Source organism: Bartonella sp. CL63NXGY (assembly GCF_042194905.1).
Taxonomy (GTDB): domain Bacteria; phylum Pseudomonadota; class Alphaproteobacteria; order Rhizobiales; family Rhizobiaceae; genus Bartonella.
In genome coordinates this window covers 33,029-49,921 of sequence record NZ_JBHINK010000001.1, presented here as the reverse complement: position 1 = coordinate 49,921, position 16,893 = coordinate 33,029, and the positions used below count along the sequence as shown (strand labels likewise).

Sequence of the window (16,893 nt, the reverse complement as noted above, 5' to 3'; positions counted from 1 at the left end):
TTTTCAAATCTGTACAATGTGAGGTATATATTTATGACAATTTTTAGTGCGTATGACGGGGGTAAATAAAGGTGAAAAGCTTTGTTAGACAATTAGAAATGCTTGTGATTTTAGGGGGAGCACTGCTTTTGTCTGGTTGTAAAATTGATGTTATACAGCCATCAGGTTATGTTGCACGTCAACAGCTCATTTTGATCGTTGTTTGTGTGGTGGTGATGCTTTGTATTGTCATCCCAGTTATGGTGAGTGTGGTATTTTTAGCTATAAAATATCGTGCATCGAATATGAAAGCCGACTATTCTCCTGATTGGGCGCATTCAAATAAAATTGAAGCATTGATGTGGGGTATTCCAGTTGTAATTGTAATGGTTTTAGGTTCATTAACAGCTTATTATACCTATAAGCTTGAACCTACAAATCCTCTTCCAGTGGAAGTTGTGGGTGAAGGAAAGCCATTACAGATTGATGCTGTTGCTCTTGATTGGAAATGGCTTTTTATTTATCCTGAATATGGTGTTGCATCGATTAATGAGATTTATGCGCCTGAAGGACGTCAAGTTTTATTGCAATTAACGTCAGAGAATTCTGTCAATGCTTTTTGGGTTCCCAAATTGGGTACAGTTCTTTACGCTATGCCGCAGATGAATGCTAAGTTGCATTTGGTCGCTGAAGAGCAAGGAGTATTCAAAGGAGCCTCAGCAAATTACAGTGGTGATGGTTTTTCGAGTATGCGGTTTAAGTGGCATTCTGTGTCTTTGCAGGATTTTGAGGATTGGATTGTAAAAGCTCGGGCTAATGGTCGAGTACTTGATCGTGCATCTTATCGTCAACTTTCTATTGCGCCTCGTATGGGTGATATTGCTGCGAAGGAAAAAGATGCTGAAGTTCGTTATTTTGCACCTGTTGAGAAGCGGCTTTACTATCGTGTTGTTAATCGATGTGTCGATGAAAAGACGGTATGTAATGAAGATTTAATGAAACGTGCTGCTGCTCAGACGCTGTGGGGTGCACTATGTTCAGTATTTGATCCTGATGTTATTTAACAGAGTCAATAAAGTAAAGAGCCCTTTTAACAAAGGTTTCTTTTAAACTTGAATTTCATTTGAAATGGGTTGAGAAATGTTTGGAAGACTTACAGATCCTACGGCAGGTGCTTTTCATGCGCTTGCACATGAACCGATCGTTTTGTATACATGTATTGCGATTGTTTTGGTTGGTTTAATTGCTGTTATTGCTTTAACAGCACTTGGGTGGTGGGGAATTCTATGGCGAAATTGGATTACAACGGTTGATCATAAACGCATAGGTATTATGTACATCGTTCTTGGAATTATTATGCTTGTTCGCGGTTTTGCGGACGCACTTATGATGCGAACGCATCAAGCTTTAGCTCTTGGGAGTGAAACAGCTGGTTATTTGCCCCCTGAGCATTTTGATCAAATTTTTTCGGCGCATGGTACGATCATGATTTTTTTCATGGCCACGCCTATTTTATTTGGTCTTTTTAATTATCTTATACCGCTTCAAATTGGTGCGCGTGATGTTGCTTTTCCCTTTGCAAATAATCTAGGTTTTTGGATTACGGCTGCGGGGGCAATATTAATTAACATATCCCTAGGTGTTGGTAATTTTGGTCGTGGTGGTTGGCTGATGTACCCACCTTTTACAGAATTGCAAACGAGTCCAGATACAGGGGTAGATTATTATTTATGGTCACTTCAGCTTTCTGGTATTGCAACAACAATGGGATCAGTAAATTTTATTGCAACGATGATTAAAATGCGTGCTCCTGGAATGACAATGATGAGAATGCCTATTTTCTGTTGGAGTGCTTTTGTCAGCAATGTTCTTATTTTAGTTATTTACCCTGTCTTGGCTGTAGCATTTGCACTCTTGGCATGCGATCGTTATTTGGGCATGAATTTCTTTTCTAATGTTGGTGGCGGAAATCCGATGGTATGGATTAACTATGTTTGGGTTTTTGGTCATCCTGAGGTTTATGTTTTGGTTGTTCCTGCTTTTGGAATTGTTTCTGAAGTTGTGTCAACTTTTTCTTCAAAGCGCCTCTTTGGTTATACTTCGATGGTATGGGCCATGTTGGTTATTTTGATTCTTTCGCTTCTTGTTTGGGGACATCATTTTTTCACAATGGGTGGCGGTGAAGCTGTAAATACTTTCTTTGGTATTGCGACAATGATCATCGCAGTTCCAACAGGTGTAAAAGTCTTTAATTGGTTGCTTACGATGTATAAAGGTCGAATTCGCTTTGAGCCTCCAATGCTTTGGTGCATGGGCATGATCTTTACATTTGTTGGTGGTGGATTAACCGGTGTTTTATTATCTATTGTCCCTGCTGATTGGCAGTTTCATAATTCGCTCTTTTTGATAGCACATTTCCATCATACAATTATTGGAGGTGTGGTTTTTGCGTACTTAGCGGGGATTGCATTTTGGTTTCCAAAAGTTTTTGGTTATAAACCAAATCGCATACTAGGTATTGCATCTTTTTGGTGTTGGTTTATTGGTTTTTACCTTGCCTTTTTCCCCGTTTATGCGCTTGGTTTAATGGGGGCGACGCGTCGTCTTCAGCATTACATGGAACCTAGTTGGCAGCCGATGTTTATTATTGCTGCATTAGGTGCTTGTATTATCTTACTTGGTATTCTTTGTTTTGTGTTACAGGTTGTTTTGGCGATTTGGTACGGTATTAAGCATAAAGGTCACTTACCGGTAACATTAAATGATTCTTGGGGTGATGCACGTACACTTGAATGGTTTACCTCTTCACCGCCTCCTTCCTATAATTTTGCCCTCCTTCCAAAGATACAGTCTGATGACGCTTATTGGAATATGAAGAAAAGTGGTTATCAACGGCCGACAAGTGGATTTACAAAAATTCATATGCCATCAAATACATCTGCTGGAATTATTGCAGGATTCTTCTCATTAGTTGTTGGTTTTGCACTTGTTTGGCATATTTGGTGGCTTGTTGCGGTTGGATTGGTTGGTTTTATTGCAACGCTTGTGTGTCATTCATTAACAGGTGATCATCATGGTTACTATATTCCAGCTGAAGAAGTGCAAAAAACTGAAGATGCCTTTACGGCTGTTCTTAAAGAACAAGGAGTGACAGTATGAGTGCTGTAACAATGAATAACGCGAGTACTATAGATGAACTTCACCACGATAGTAGCTCGGTAATGACGTTTGGTTTTTGGGTCTATATTCTTTCAGACTTAATCCTGTTTTCGACATTGTTTTCAAGTTTTGCTGTATTTTCTGCTTCTTATGGCGGTGGTAAAGCGGGTAATGAGTTTATAGATTTAAAGTTTGTTTTGGTTGAGACTGCTTTCTTGTTGTTTTCATCCGTCACTTATGGCTTTGCAATGGTACAAGCACATAAAAATAACATCAGTGGTGTGCGTTTATGGATGGCTATTACCTTTGTATTGGGGTGTTGCTTCATTGGTATGGAACTTTACGAATTTCATGAACTTTTGAGTGAGGTTTTTTATTACGATCCAAATGCTTATGCGGGTATTGATCCTGCAACAGGTTTACAGCTTTTTGGACGGGAAATTCTCTCTGCTTATTGGTCAGCATTTTTTGCTTTGGTTGGCACCCATGGACTTCATGTAAGTGTTGGTCTTCTTTGGATGGTTGTGATGTTTTTTCATCTTCGTCGTAATGGTTTGGATCAGAACAATAAAACACGTTTAGCATGCCTTTCCATTTTTTGGCATTTACTTGATATTGTATGGATTGGTGTTTTCACCATGGTTTATCTATTAGGAGCGTTGTGATGAGCGTGCAAAATGAAACACATGGTCCCAGTACTGGTTCCTATTTGGTTGGTTTTATTCTGGCTGTATTTTTCACTTTGGGTTCTTTTGTTCCTGTGATGTATGGAATGATGGAAAGTTGGGCAGTTAGTACAAAGGTTGCGTATCTTATTGGGATGGCGATTATTCAGATTATAGTACAAATTGTTTTCTTTTTGCACTTGAATTCTGGTCCAGACGCCAAGTGGAATTTAAGCGCGTTATGGTTTGCTGCTATTTGCGTTTTTGTTATTATTGGGGGAACTTGGTGGGCTATTTCTCATTTAAATTATAATATGATGGGTGGTTCAGGACGTGTTATTGAACCGGAAATATCAAGTAGAGATGATTCTTCAGTGTCTGAGCAGTTATCAAGCAAAGATATATCCGTAAGAAAACAGCCAGAAAAGATACAGGGTTCAGAAATGCCCATTGGGCAGGATCTAAGTACGCAAACTCCTGTAGATCAAGAAGCTAGTTCAGAAATGCCCATGGGGCAGGGTCTAAGTACGCAAACTCCTGTAGATCAAGCACCTGGTTCAGAAGTACCCATGGGGCAGGATCTAAGTACACAAACTCCTGTAGATCAAGCACCTGGTTCAGAAATACCCATGGGGCAGGGTCTAAGTACGCAAACTCCTGTAGATCAAGCACCTGGTTCAGAAATACCCATGGGGCAAGGTCTAAGTACACAAACTCCTGTAGATCAAGCGCCTGGTTCAGAAATACCCATGGGGCAAGGTCTAAGTACGCAAACTCCTGTAGATCAAGCGCCTGGTTCAGAAATACCCATGGATCAAGATCCAAATACACAGTTTCCTGTGGAGTAGTTGTTAGAAATATCTATGGAGCTGATGCGGCATGTATCAGCTCGTAGAAGAAATTCGTAGGATATAAAGAAGGGAAGAAATACAAGATATCAGTGGATATGAGTATCATTATTTTGAATATACTTTTAATTTAAAAGAGAAAGTCCGTGGGGTATTTAGTCAAGCTTTAATTTTTGAGACAAATAGCTATTTGTAGAATATACAAAAAGTGATGTTTGTAAAATTTACTACAAAGAAAGAGAATGTGAGAAACAAGTTTTTATGTTGTGTGAGATAAAAAAACACGAAGCAGTAATGTTTTTAGATTTACAGAATTTATATTAAAGATAGCATTAAAGTTATTTGTAATAATAATATGCAATTGAAATCAAAAATTTAGAGAATAATCAGAAAACTTAATGAAAACCGTTGCAATGACAGTTATTGGTGCTGGTTCTTTTGGTACTGCATTAGCGATAGCTCTTGCCCGTAATGGTCATAATGTTTTACTTTGGGGATATAGTCCTCAACATATCAAAGAATTACAGGAACAACGTTGTAATCAAGTATATTTACCCGATATTCGATTTCCTGACAATTTATTACTTGAAGCTTCGCTTGAAACTGCAATAACGGCGAGTCACAATATATTAATCGCAGTTCCAAGCCATGTATTTCATCAAGTTTTGTGTAATATTCAGCCTTATTTAGATCAGTATTCACGTGTTATTTGGGCTACAAAAGGTTTAGAACATGGTACTGGACGTTTTTTACAAGAGGTTGCTCGTGAGATTTTAGGTGAAAAAATTCCTTTAGCTGTTTTTTCTGGACCAACTTTTGCTCAAGAACTAGCTATTGGTTGGCCTACTGCAATGACGATAGCAGCTTCTGATGTTGAGTTTGGTAAAGAATTGCAGCAACTTTTTTATTGTGACAAAAGTTTTAGAGTTTATAAAAGTTCAGATATGATTGGTGTTCAATTAGGGGGAGCAGTCAAAAATGTTATTGCTATTGGTGCAGGAATATCAGATGGCATAGGTTTTGGGGCAAATGCACGAATAGCTCTTATCACACGAGGACTAGCTGAAATCAGTCGTTTAGGGGGGGCTATGGGTGCTGAGCTTTCCACATTTATGGGAATGACAGGCTTAGGTGATCTGGTTTTGACATGTACTGATAATCAGTCACGTAATCGTCGTTTTGGAATACTTCTTGGTAAAGGAATAGATATAAAAGAAGCGGAAAAACAAATTGGTCAGGTTGTGGAAGGATACTTAAATACCAAGGAAGTACATACGTTGGCGCAGCGTATTGGGGTAGAAATGCCCATTGTAGAACAAATTTATCAAATTCTCTATTGTGGTAAAAACATAACTGAAGCGGCAAATACATTACTAAGCCGCACCCTCAAGGACGAAATACAATGATATCCTGTTTTTTAATAATTCAAATCGTAAAAAATAGAAACATGCTATGATAGACATATAAAATAGATTTTATTGATGGTTGTATAAGGTAGTCATATTCCAGCAAATTATAGATTCATATCATTCGATTCTTTATGAAACATGGCTGAAATATGAAAGTTTTTGCTTTTATCTAAGAGCTATCTCTTTGAAGATAAATTATCGTTTCCACTTACACATGTTTATGTAATGTAATGAACAAGATATTTCTATTGTCTCTTAAATTCATCTCACAATGATATTTGCAAACAGAATAATACAAGACTCATTAGGTAGAAGCATCTTATTTATGTAACGTATAAGTTAAGAATATCGGGGCAGGGATATTATGTATCTCTGTTTTTGTAATTCTTTAAAACAAGAAGACAATCTGTTTTGGGAAGAAGATGAAATTTTAAAGCTGAAAATCAGTTCCCATTTCTACAATCATTTTTAAATTCAGTTTTACGCTATCTAAAGCAATATCTTTTAAATAATGGAGATTATCTCACACCTTTATTTTTCTCATTTTTTAATGAAAGCATTTCTCTGATGTGTCAGGTAAAATAGAACGCCCAAAAAAACACGATAGCTGTTGTATATTCACGCGCTTGTTTTAAAGAGACCTCTCTTAAAACTTCCAAGTCCACTTCGCGACGGTAACCGTGAATAGTGTAACGATAAAGCTATTGTGCACATCCCCATCTTTACGTTTATGAAGGAGGAAGCCGAGCATCATTACACCCCCCAATGTTGAGACAGCTCTAAGCACTTGAAGCTGTTCAGTAGAAATATTTAAGTCTTTTATTTTCTCACATGTCAATTCTGTTTTTTATATGCAAGAAATGATTTTTGGAATTATAACTTTGAAAGTCTAAGATTGAAAAAAATATTATTGTACTTGTTTGTGGCTGTCATTTACACTGAAAAATAATGTGATTATAAAGATAAAAAATTGATTTATATAAATAATTCATTTTATTTTTGTATTGAGTTAATTAAAAATATGTGTTTGCTTGTCACAAGCGGGTTAGTATGTGGATAAAAATTATTAAAGATACTTCTAATGAATCATCTCAAGTGTCAAGGGTTGTTTCAATATTAGAACATGGCAAGTAAAATGACGGTGTCGGTTTGTCATCTGTATAAACATTAAAATGGTGGTAAAAAAAGGATTTTATGTACTTCACAGGGATTTTTTATACGTTCTACAGGTACCATTGTGAAATGGAATGGCGTGCATTGAGAGATATCTTTAAAAAATGCATGAAGGAGAAACAGCTATAGTGTTTTTGGGTGTTCTATTTTACCTGACACATCAGAGAAATGCTTTCATTAAAGAACAAGAAAAATAAAGGTGTGAGGTAAAGCGTAACCTCCATTATTAAAAAAACATTGATGTACATGCTTTTAAAATCGTAAAGCCTCATTAAAGAATAATAGTAAGATTAATGATTGATTTCTTTACGCCTTCATATTCGTCCTAAATTAGATTGTATTTGCGTTTCAAGAATAAATCAAACGGTAGGAATATTTTTTTCAATTTGCTACACAAAAGCTGAAACTAAGGATTTTAATAATTCTCTAATCTCTGTTTCAAACTACGGTAGCATGAGGGCTGGATATTGATTTATAAGCAACGACAAAAGCGTATGCTTTAGTAAGGTAAATAACGTCATAAAATACACACTTTATCAACCATGGATTGAAGAAATACTCCGGCTTTTTATAAAATATTTTGCGAAACAAGGCATCGTACATCTGGTTTTGTATTGACTTATTCTTACAAACATTTGCACATATGCCTTACGTCATATTATTATAAGTCAATACACTATTATATAGCTGAGAAAGTACTCAATACCCGATTAAAGCACTATGTACATGATTTATTTTCTTTTTTAGTGCAATGAAATAAATTTTATTCTTCTTGGGAATCGTCACTTTTTTTCAGTTCTTCAAGTATTGGCATAGACATGATGTTATAGCCTGAATCAACATAATGGATTTCACCTGTAACACCTGATGATAAGTCAGAGAGTAGATAAAGAGCAGATTTTCCAATTTCATGAATATTTACGGTACGCCGTAATGGGGCATTACGGCGTTGATGTGAAAATATTGCCCGCGCAGCTGCAATACCATTACCTGCTAAAGTTCTAACAGGACCAGCGGAAATCGCATTGACACGGATATTTTGAGGACCAAAGTCCGCTGCTAAATAACGTACCATAGCTTCTAAAGCTGCTTTAGCAACACCCATGATGTTATAATTAGGCACAACTTGCTGTGAAGCACCGTAGGTAAGAGTTAAAAGTGTTCCTCCATTGGGCATAAGCTTACCCGCGCGCTGGGCAATTTCAGTAAAGGAATAAGCTGAAATAACCATCGTGCGTTGAAAGTTTTCACGTGTTGTAACATCAACGTAACGTCCTTTTAGCTGAGTTTTATCTGAAAAACCAATGGCATGGACAATAAAATCAATTGTTTTCCATTCTTTTTCAAGTTGCTCAAAGACGTAATCAATATTTTCACTTTTTTCAACGTCACACTCTAGCACTAATTTGCACCCAAGTTTATCTGCTAGGGGATGAACACGTTTTCCAAAAGCATTTCCTTGATAAGTCAACGCTAATTCCGCTCCTGCTTGTGCGAGCTGACAGGCAATGCCCCAAGCAATTGAATGGTCATTCGCAATTCCCATAATAAGGCCGCGTTTGCCCTCCATCAAACCTTTCATATTATTCTCCGTAAGACCGTACTTTTTTCAATTACTAAGAGCTTTTGTTTATACATAACGTTGGAAAACAAGCGTTGCATTGGTACCGCCAAAGCCAAAAGTATTCGACAATACGGTATTCAGTTGTTGATGATCACGTCGTTCACGAACGATTGGCATATCAGCAAAAGCTGGATCAAGTTCTTCAATATGGGCACTTTCACAAATAAAATTATGATTCATCATTAACAATGTATAGATTGCTTCGTGAACACCTGCTGCTCCCAAGGAATGTCCTGTTAGAGACTTGGTAGCAGAAATGGGGGGACATTGATCACCTGCTCCAAAGACACGACGGATAGCTTCTATCTCAGGAGGATCACCAACAGGAGTTGCTGTCGCATGGGGATTGATATAATCAATTTTATTATTGACTGTTGCAAGAGCCATGCGCATGCACCGCTCCGCTCCCTCTCCTGATGGGGCAACCATATCATGTCCATCGGATGTCGCACCGTATCCAACGATTTCTCCGTAGATTTTTGCACCACGTGCTTTAGCAAGTTCTAAATCTTCAAGGACTAAAACGCCAGCCCCTCCAGCAATGACAAAACCATCACGATTAACATCATAAGCACGTGAAGCTTTGTGAGGAATGTCATTATATCTGCTGGACATAGCGCCCATGGCATCGAATAAAACAGATAGTGTCCAATCCAAATCTTCGCAGCCACCGGCAAAGATGCGCTTTTGTTTACCATATTGAATCATTTCGTAAGCATTACCAATACAATGATTGGAGGTAGCACAAGCTGAAGAGATTGAATAATTGATTCCCTTTATTTTAAAGAAAGTTGCTAATGTTGCAGATGCTGTAGAACTCATCGCTTTAGGGACAACAAAAGGTCCAACACGTTTTGGGCCTTTTTGGCGTGTAATGTCAGCAGCTTCTACGATTGAATGTGTTGAAGCACCTCCAGAACCCATAATAATACCCGTGTGTTCGTTCGATACTTCATGCGGTTCTAGACCCGCATCAGCAATCGCCTGATCCATGGCGATGTGATTCCATGCTGTTCCACGCCCATGAAAACGTAGAGCACGTCGATCTACGAGTTCTTCTATATTAATATCGGGTTTGCCATAAACTCTGCTACGAAAGCCTAATTCGGCATATTGAGGTGCGTAAGAAATTCCGGATTTTGCTTCACGTAAACTGGTTAAAACATCTCTAGGGTTATTTCCAATCGCGGAGACAATTCCCATTCCGGTTACAACAACTCGACGCATTCATACCTCCTCGTTCCATACAGAATAGTGAAAAGTTCTTTCTGACGGAAATAACGTTCAATCTTCTTTGAATAAAGCAACGCGTAAATCATTCGCCTTATAAATAGTCTCTCCATCTGCTTTTAGCCACCCATCAGCTATTCCTAAGACTAAATTTCCACGTCGAATACGCTTAAAATCTATTTCATATTCAAGAATTTTGGTTTGTGGAGTTACCATCCCTGATAACTTTACTTCACCTGTTGATATTGCTCTTCCTTTTCCTGGTTCGCCTAGCCAACCAAGAAAAAAACCTGTTAATTGCCACATACCATCCAGTCCGAGACATCCTGGCATGACGGGATCGCCTATAAAGTGACAATTAAAGAACCACATGTCTGGTGTAATGTCAAATTCGGCGCGAACCATTCCTTTATCGTATTTACCATCAGTTTCACTAATTTGAGTGATTCGATGAATCATCAACATTGGCGGTGCTGGCAATTGCGCATTACCTCTACCAAACATTTCGCCGCGAGCGCAGCTTAGAAGCTCTTCATATGTGTAGCGAGACTTTTGTTCAGCCATTGTTACTCCATTTATTTGCATATATCTTTAATTTCTGCGCTTTTCCCAACCTACTTTTAGAGCAAATTTTAAAGAGAGGGAAATGATTTTATATCATTTTTAATGACAAAAGCCTTTTTTTATGTATTCTACATAGGTAATTATTTAAAAATGGAATACAAGATTACACCATACTATTCCCATTTTTTTGTATTTTGATCTTATTTAGCAGGAATGTATTTGGGTTTGTAATATGTCAGTGAGTGCAGACAATTTAGATATGAATGAAGAGCAACAGTGCACAAAAGAGTGTGGAAAAATGGTGCAATATTATTCCATTTCTATGTTAGAAAAACGTTTGCGTCAAAATGGTCTGCGTCCAACACGTCAGCGGTTGGAACTTGCACATATGATTTTTTCTCAAGGAAATCGTCATATTACTGCTGAAGAGCTCTATGAGGAAGCGGTGAGGGCAGGTGTACCTGTATCTTTAGCAACGGTTTATAATACGCTTCATCAATTTACGGAAGCGGGATTATTACGGATTATTGCCGTAGAAGGCTCAAAAACTTGGTTTGATACCAATACCTCTGATCACTACCATTTTTATATAGAAGGTGAAAATCGTATTCTTGATATTCCTTACAATTTGGAAGAATCTCCCATTATTAGAAATTTGCCTAAGCCACCAGAAGGTATGGAAATTTCACATGTTGATTTAATCGTGCGATTGAAACCAAAAAATCGATCTTGTGATAGGCAGTGAGGATATTCAATAAGGAATAAAATTAAACTTATTGAGTTTGAGTATTCACCAGCCTTTTACTTTTTCATCAGGATAGATTCCCCATAACTGTGGTTGTTGAAGCCATCCGCGCGTATTATTAATATTTAGTTCGCACCATTGTCCATCACATTGGCGGATATTACCAATGACATTAGGTTCTACTTCTGCCACAAGTTCTGCGTTGTCGGTGGGGTTTTTTCGTAGCATCAGTCTTTTAGTTTTATCTTTTTGCCATGGAATAGTTATAGCAGTTCGCTTTCCCGATAAAAGTGATTGATACACCCATCCCTCATCGCCTTCGGCATCACGAATTTTGCGCCATTGATCATATTCTTGAATGATTTCAATAGGTAATCCCTTCTTTTTGTAGGTAAAAATGATAGAATAGTTGCTTCCTGGTCCGACGCGTACATTAACGCTGGTGGGTTTAATCGAAGCAAATCGCGGAAGTGGTAAACCACTGGGCCCTAAATTTTGATTAAATGTTTGTGCATGCAACAAATGAGGTGAACCTAATACAATGACTGTTGCTATTAAGATACATGATGCGAGTATTGAAACGCGAAACCAACGAGAATTTTGCACACCGAACTCCTTTATTTCATCATATATTGGAAATTTAAAATCTGAAAGATAAGACTGGAAACTGATAAAAAGTATGACACACTGCTCGTTAAAGAGATCTAAACGATGAGAAAATTGCTACAAAAATATCAAAATAAGGAAAACAAAAGCTTGTATTTCTTAGTGCGTATCTTGTTTATGAGGGGATAGATATAAATAAACATTGGATTTTTATGTAGCTGTACGCGTGATAAAACAGTAAAGTATTACTGGAGCCTTAGCAGTTTTTGTACAGGAAATTAGGGCTAAAGTATTGCATCTCTTTTCTGAGTTTGTTTCTCGAAGTAAAAGTGCATGTATGCATACTATGAACAAAGAGCTGTTCAGAAAGGGATTTATTGTGTGGCTTGAAAAGAAGTTTTGAATGAACAAAATAATACGATAAATAAAACATTTAAGCGTAAAAATATGAGCGACATTATAGAGTAGATTGATATATGAAGGGCTAATTTAAACAGGACACTTTTTCGTGATAATTCATTTATAAAATTTGCTACACTCTAATCTTATGCCATGATAATGCTTATCCGTATGGTAGATAAGCTGGCTCCATCGTTCTATTCACCAGCTTTCAATGTTATGCAGTTCCTATTATTTATGGTGTTCATAAGAAGCATTTTTGTTTTTTCTTAAATAGCTTTTATTCTATTTGCATACGAATCCCGCTTATGATGTACAAGAAGATAATCTTGATTGATTCAATATGAGAAGGCATTGAGAAACTGTACGTTATTCAGAATTATTAATTAATATGAAAAACAATTACTTATAATAACAAATCACTGCGTTAAAAACTTTAACTCGTTATTTAAATTGTAAAAATATTTCCATCAACAATGGTAATAAAAGGCACATTCATCCATCTTAAAATACAGTGTTTTCTCTATTTATTGTCAAATTTCTTTTTCTCTAACTCAGTATAGAAGAAAGTTGAAAGAAATAGAAGGGCTTATTCGATACAATTATGAGGGTAATTACATAAGTGATGAATAGAAGAAATTTATCAAGAAAAAAGAATTTATAGTTCAGTGGTTGAAATTCGTCATCCTTTAGAGAGACAGAATCAAGAGATATAAAAAGTTATGGAATTATATCGTTTCGTTACATAACTGAAGGGAAAGAGGATTATGAATTTGATATTATATTTTACACACAATCGCATATTGCGATAGTTATTTTTGTTTTGTAATCAGACCTAGGATGATCGAAAGATGTAGAATATTTAATGACAAAAAAGAAGTTCATCATGAAATTTGTACATAAGAAGCAGTGATGTAAGAGATATCCAGAAGGAGAAAATTATAGTGAAAAGTGATAATAAAACACCTCACACTCAATTCACATAGGAAAAAGTCGCTTAAATATCTAAAGTGTAGTTTGTTATCTATTTTTTGAAATATAAGAGTGAAATAAAAACCACCTCTATGATAGAAATCTTATTATTTTCAAATAACTAACATATTAGATAACATTGTACAAAAAAACCTACACACAAGCAATTTATTGCAATCGCCTATGAAGAAAAATTTTCTAGTAGCTTATTACCTATTGGTTATGCAGTTATATAATATCATAAAGTATATTACTTTACCGCAACAGTTCGTCCGTTACTAACAAAACCTTCTCTTTGTGCACGCTTACGAGCAAGCTTACGTGTACGACGAATAGCTTCAGCTTTTTCACGAGCACGCTTCTCAGATGGCTTCTCATAATAACTACGCATTTTCATTTCACGGAAGATACCTTCACGCTGCATCTTTTTTTTCAACGCACGGAGCGCTTGGTCAACATTATTATCACGAACGAGTACTTGCACTATCTATCCTGCTTTTTTCAGTGTCATAAATGATAGGAAAAAACCTACGTCCTTTTAAAGGCATATCCAAAAGGACAAGCACTTATATCATATAAATAAGACATTTGTCTATATCGCTTTTTAAAATTCTATTTTTTTTACAATAAAACGCTTTTTATAATGAATGATAGAATTTACGGTTATAAATTTATGAAAGTCCTTGTATTTGATCATTTTCGTCAAGATGAATTTTTTCAGCCGCGGGATAATGGGGTAGTCCCGGCATGGTCATAACATCTCCACAAATGACAACAATAAAACCGGCTCCCGCACAGAGACGAACTTCTCGTATGGGAATTTCAAAATCAACAGGAGCGCCGTATTGCTTGGGATCAGAAGAAAAAGAATAAGGTGTTTTTGCCATACAAATAGGGTAGACGCCAAACCCCTCTTTTTCCCAAGATTCAAGTTGTTTGAGAATAGGGGCTGAGATGATGGCGCCACGTCCACCGTATAGCTTTGTTATAATACAATTAATTTTTTGAACGAGTGGAATATCATCTTGATAGAGAACTTTAAAATCAGAATCGTGCTTTTCAATCAAGGTAACGAGTTCTTGTGCAAGTTCTATAGCGCCTTTTCCACCTTGTTCCCAATGCTTACAGATAATAGCTTTGTGTCCAGTTGTTGCAACTATTTTTTGTAATGTTTTTATTTCAGCATCGCTATCGCTGTCAAAATGATTGATAGCCACAACACAAGGAATACCGTAGTGCTTCATATTTTTTATGTGTCGTAAAAGATTGGCAGCTCCTTTTTCTAAAGCGGTAATATTTTCTTCTGTCAGGTTATTTTTATCCAGACCACCGTTCATTTTTAATGCACGAATAGTTGCGACGATCACTGTAGCATTTGGTACAATACCTGCTTGCCTACATTTGATATTGAAGAACTTTTCTGCTCCAAGATCTGCTCCAAACCCTGCTTCTGTGACAACATAATCCGCAAGTTTTAAAGCAGTTTTTGTTGCTATAACTGAATTGCAACCATGAGCAATGTTGGCAAAAGGTCCTCCATGAACGAGAACAGGATTATTTTCAATTGTCTGTACGAGATTGGGGTGTATAGCATCTTTGAGAAGAACTGCCATTGCACCTTCCGCATTGAGATCAGCAACGGTGATGGGCGTTTTATCATAACGATAAGCAACAATAATTTTTTTGAGTCTTTGTGTAAGGTTTTCTAAATTTTCAGAGAGACAAAGAAGCGCCATAATTTCTGATGCAACAGTAATATCAAAACCTGTTTGACGTGGAAAACCATTTGTTATGCCCCCCAATGAAATGACAATATCGCGCAATGCACGGTCATTCATATCAAGAACGCGTTTCCAAACAATGCGACGTGGATCAATGTTTAGAGTATTTCCCCAATAAAGATGATTATCTATCATTGCGGCAAGAAGATTATGAGCAGCTGTAATAGCATGAAAATCACCGGTAAAATGTAAATTAAGGTCATCCATTGGAATGACTTGCGCATAACCACCACCAGCAGCACCACCTTTTACACCAAAACAGGGACCTAAAGACGGTTCTCTCAAGGTAGCTATTGTTTTTTTACCAATAAGATTAAGAGCATCACTTAGTCCAACTGTTGTTGTTGTTTTGCCTTCTCCGGCAGGTGTGGGATTGATAGCTGTGACAAGGATAAGTTTACCGTCTGGATTTTTATTAAGCGATTTTATGTATTCAGAAGAAATTTTAGCTTTATCATGGCCATAGGGAATAAGATTTTCATGTGAGATACCAATTTTTTGTGCAATTTCAACAATATGTTGCTTTTTAGCAGTGCGAGCAATTTCAATATCAGTTTTAGGCATGGAAAAATTCTTTAAACTTATCTTTTATTAATATTCGAGATCTGTACCCCATGGGTTAATTAGAAAAATTCATAGAGAACAGAAAATATTAAGATATCATAGAAGTCGATGATATGCCATGCAAGAGATAATGCTAAAGAAGCACAAGAAGAGTTTTATTGTTTTTTAGGAAAAAGAATCACTTTGCTTTTAAGCAGTAAAAATACGTTTAATTCAATTAAAAATATTGCAGAAAGAAGCTGTGGTTTGCAACAAAATGCTGATGATATTAATGGATACCATAAGTGTTTTATAGTGGTACGTTTGAGAAGTAGTTTATTTATTCTTTCCAATAACAGACTGAAAAAGTTTTACATGGTGGTAACCCGGAATTTACGGCGGCACATTTGAAGTCCCTCTTAAGATGGGACTGCTAGGAATAAAATATCCAGCAACATCCAGTTATGGAACAGTTAGAAATAAGAACGTAAAAAATTACCTAACTGATTAGAGAGTATAATCCGGAAGAGACCAAAAACAAGCGCATAGATTGAAAAAAGAAAACAACAATACACGCTACTCATGCAATCGCTACGATTATTAGCTAATAAAAGCCCTTAGGGCTGAATTGAAGGACTCATAACATCTTATTCTAGCAAAATGGCTAAAGAAACGACTCACAACAGAATGAAATAACAAAATACAAAGATAGATAAAAACAAATCACAAAATAAAGAATTTAAAAAGTCTGCTTTATAAGTAAGATATTGATAGATGGCGCACCCGAAGAGATTCGAACTCCTGACCCCCAGATTCGTAGTCTGGTGCTCTATCCAGCTGAGCTACGGGTGCATATATTTCAATTTTTTACATTGTCTAAGACAAAGGGTTCCTAATCGTTTCATTAAAGAAATGCAAGTGAAACTTGGATAGTAATAAAAAAATCTCTCTTTTTTATGAGATATTTTAAAAATATTATGGCTTCAGTTGGTTTTGATATGAACATTTTTTTGTTGTGACCATACAAAGCAATATGAACGATAGTTAACTTGACGTTTTTATAGATGAAAGATAATCAAGCAGAGATGAGATCTGTTTTTTGCGGTGGGGGTAAGACACACACACCCGCTGTTGGGTTTTTGTGTAAAACGCCGATATTACTGTTGAAAACTATTTCAGATAAACATGACACAGCA

The 16,893-nt window shown here is 36.6% G+C and carries 12 protein-coding genes and 1 tRNA gene; 6 read left to right on the top strand and 7 right to left on the bottom strand.

Going from position 1 to position 16,893, the window contains the following annotated elements; genetic code table 11:
• Window positions 1-71: 71 nt before the first annotated feature.
• From cyoA to gpsA, 5 genes are all read left to right on the top strand, one after another.
• Entirely contained in the window at window positions 72-1,043 is a 972-nt protein-coding gene (gene cyoA, locus ACFIK0_RS00175) for a ubiquinol oxidase subunit II (protein WP_273790277.1), read from the top strand.
• Between the two features lie 76 nt (window positions 1,044-1,119).
• Window positions 1,120-3,138 carry a cytochrome o ubiquinol oxidase subunit I gene (gene cyoB / locus ACFIK0_RS00170; protein WP_273790278.1) on the top strand — a complete coding sequence of 673 codons (2,019 nt, stop codon included), beginning with the start codon at window positions 1,120-1,122 and terminating at the stop codon, window positions 3,136-3,138.
• Window positions 3,135-3,803, top strand: coding sequence for a cytochrome (ubi)quinol oxidase subunit III (locus ACFIK0_RS00165; RefSeq protein WP_375654271.1), 669 nt, complete (start codon window positions 3,135-3,137; stop codon window positions 3,801-3,803). The genes cyoB and ACFIK0_RS00165 overlap by 4 nt, the downstream gene beginning before the upstream one ends.
• On the top strand, window positions 3,803-4,651 hold the full coding sequence (gene cyoD, locus ACFIK0_RS00160; RefSeq protein ID WP_375663311.1) for a cytochrome o ubiquinol oxidase subunit IV: 849 nt from the start codon (window positions 3,803-3,805) through the stop codon (window positions 4,649-4,651). Before ACFIK0_RS00165 ends, cyoD begins: the two co-directional genes overlap by 1 nt.
• Window positions 4,652-5,049: 398 nt before the next feature.
• Window positions 5,050-6,057 carry an NAD(P)H-dependent glycerol-3-phosphate dehydrogenase gene (gpsA, locus tag ACFIK0_RS00155; protein WP_375663310.1) on the top strand — a complete coding sequence of 336 codons (1,008 nt, stop codon included), beginning with the start codon at window positions 5,050-5,052 and terminating at the stop codon, window positions 6,055-6,057.
• A gap of 1,939 nt (window positions 6,058-7,996) precedes the next feature.
• Here gpsA and fabI read toward each other — a convergent pair.
• Genes fabI through fabA form a run of 3 tightly spaced genes read right to left on the bottom strand, consistent with a single transcriptional unit; the run spans window position 7,997 to window position 10,651 of the window.
• Window positions 7,997-8,815 carry an enoyl-ACP reductase FabI gene (gene fabI, locus ACFIK0_RS00150; RefSeq protein ID WP_273790282.1) on the bottom strand — a complete coding sequence of 273 codons (819 nt, stop codon included), beginning with the start codon at window positions 8,813-8,815 and terminating at the stop codon, window positions 7,997-7,999.
• Between the two features lie 48 nt (window positions 8,816-8,863).
• Window positions 8,864-10,084, bottom strand: a complete 1,221-nt coding sequence (fabB, locus tag ACFIK0_RS00145; protein ID WP_375630494.1) for a beta-ketoacyl-ACP synthase I — start codon at window positions 10,082-10,084, stop codon at window positions 8,864-8,866.
• Between the two features lie 57 nt (window positions 10,085-10,141).
• Entirely contained in the window at window positions 10,142-10,651 is a 510-nt protein-coding gene (gene fabA, locus ACFIK0_RS00140; RefSeq protein ID WP_273722474.1) for a 3-hydroxyacyl-[acyl-carrier-protein] dehydratase FabA, read from the bottom strand.
• Between the two features lie 232 nt (window positions 10,652-10,883).
• On the opposite strand from fabA, the gene irrA reads away from it, so the two are divergent.
• Window positions 10,884-11,396, top strand: coding sequence for an iron response transcriptional regulator IrrA (gene irrA / locus ACFIK0_RS00135; RefSeq protein WP_273790284.1), 513 nt, complete (start codon window positions 10,884-10,886; stop codon window positions 11,394-11,396).
• A gap of 45 nt (window positions 11,397-11,441) precedes the next feature.
• Here the strand turns inward: irrA and ACFIK0_RS00130 are convergent, their stop codons facing one another.
• The 4 genes from ACFIK0_RS00130 to ACFIK0_RS00115 form a co-directional block, all read right to left on the bottom strand.
• Window positions 11,442-12,002 carry an SH3 domain-containing protein gene (locus ACFIK0_RS00130; protein WP_026500127.1) on the bottom strand — a complete coding sequence of 187 codons (561 nt, stop codon included), beginning with the start codon at window positions 12,000-12,002 and terminating at the stop codon, window positions 11,442-11,444.
• Between the two features lie 1,621 nt (window positions 12,003-13,623).
• Window positions 13,624-13,857 carry a 30S ribosomal protein S21 gene (rpsU, locus tag ACFIK0_RS00125; RefSeq protein WP_012754552.1) on the bottom strand — a complete coding sequence of 78 codons (234 nt, stop codon included), beginning with the start codon at window positions 13,855-13,857 and terminating at the stop codon, window positions 13,624-13,626.
• Window positions 13,858-14,044: 187 nt separating this feature from the next.
• On the bottom strand, window positions 14,045-15,718 hold the full coding sequence (locus ACFIK0_RS00120) for a formate--tetrahydrofolate ligase (protein WP_375663309.1): 1,674 nt from the start codon (window positions 15,716-15,718) through the stop codon (window positions 14,045-14,047).
• Window positions 15,719-16,472: 754 nt separating this feature from the next.
• Window positions 16,473-16,549: transfer RNA gene (locus ACFIK0_RS00115), tRNA-Arg, on the bottom strand.
• Window positions 16,550-16,893: the final 344 nt, after the last annotated feature.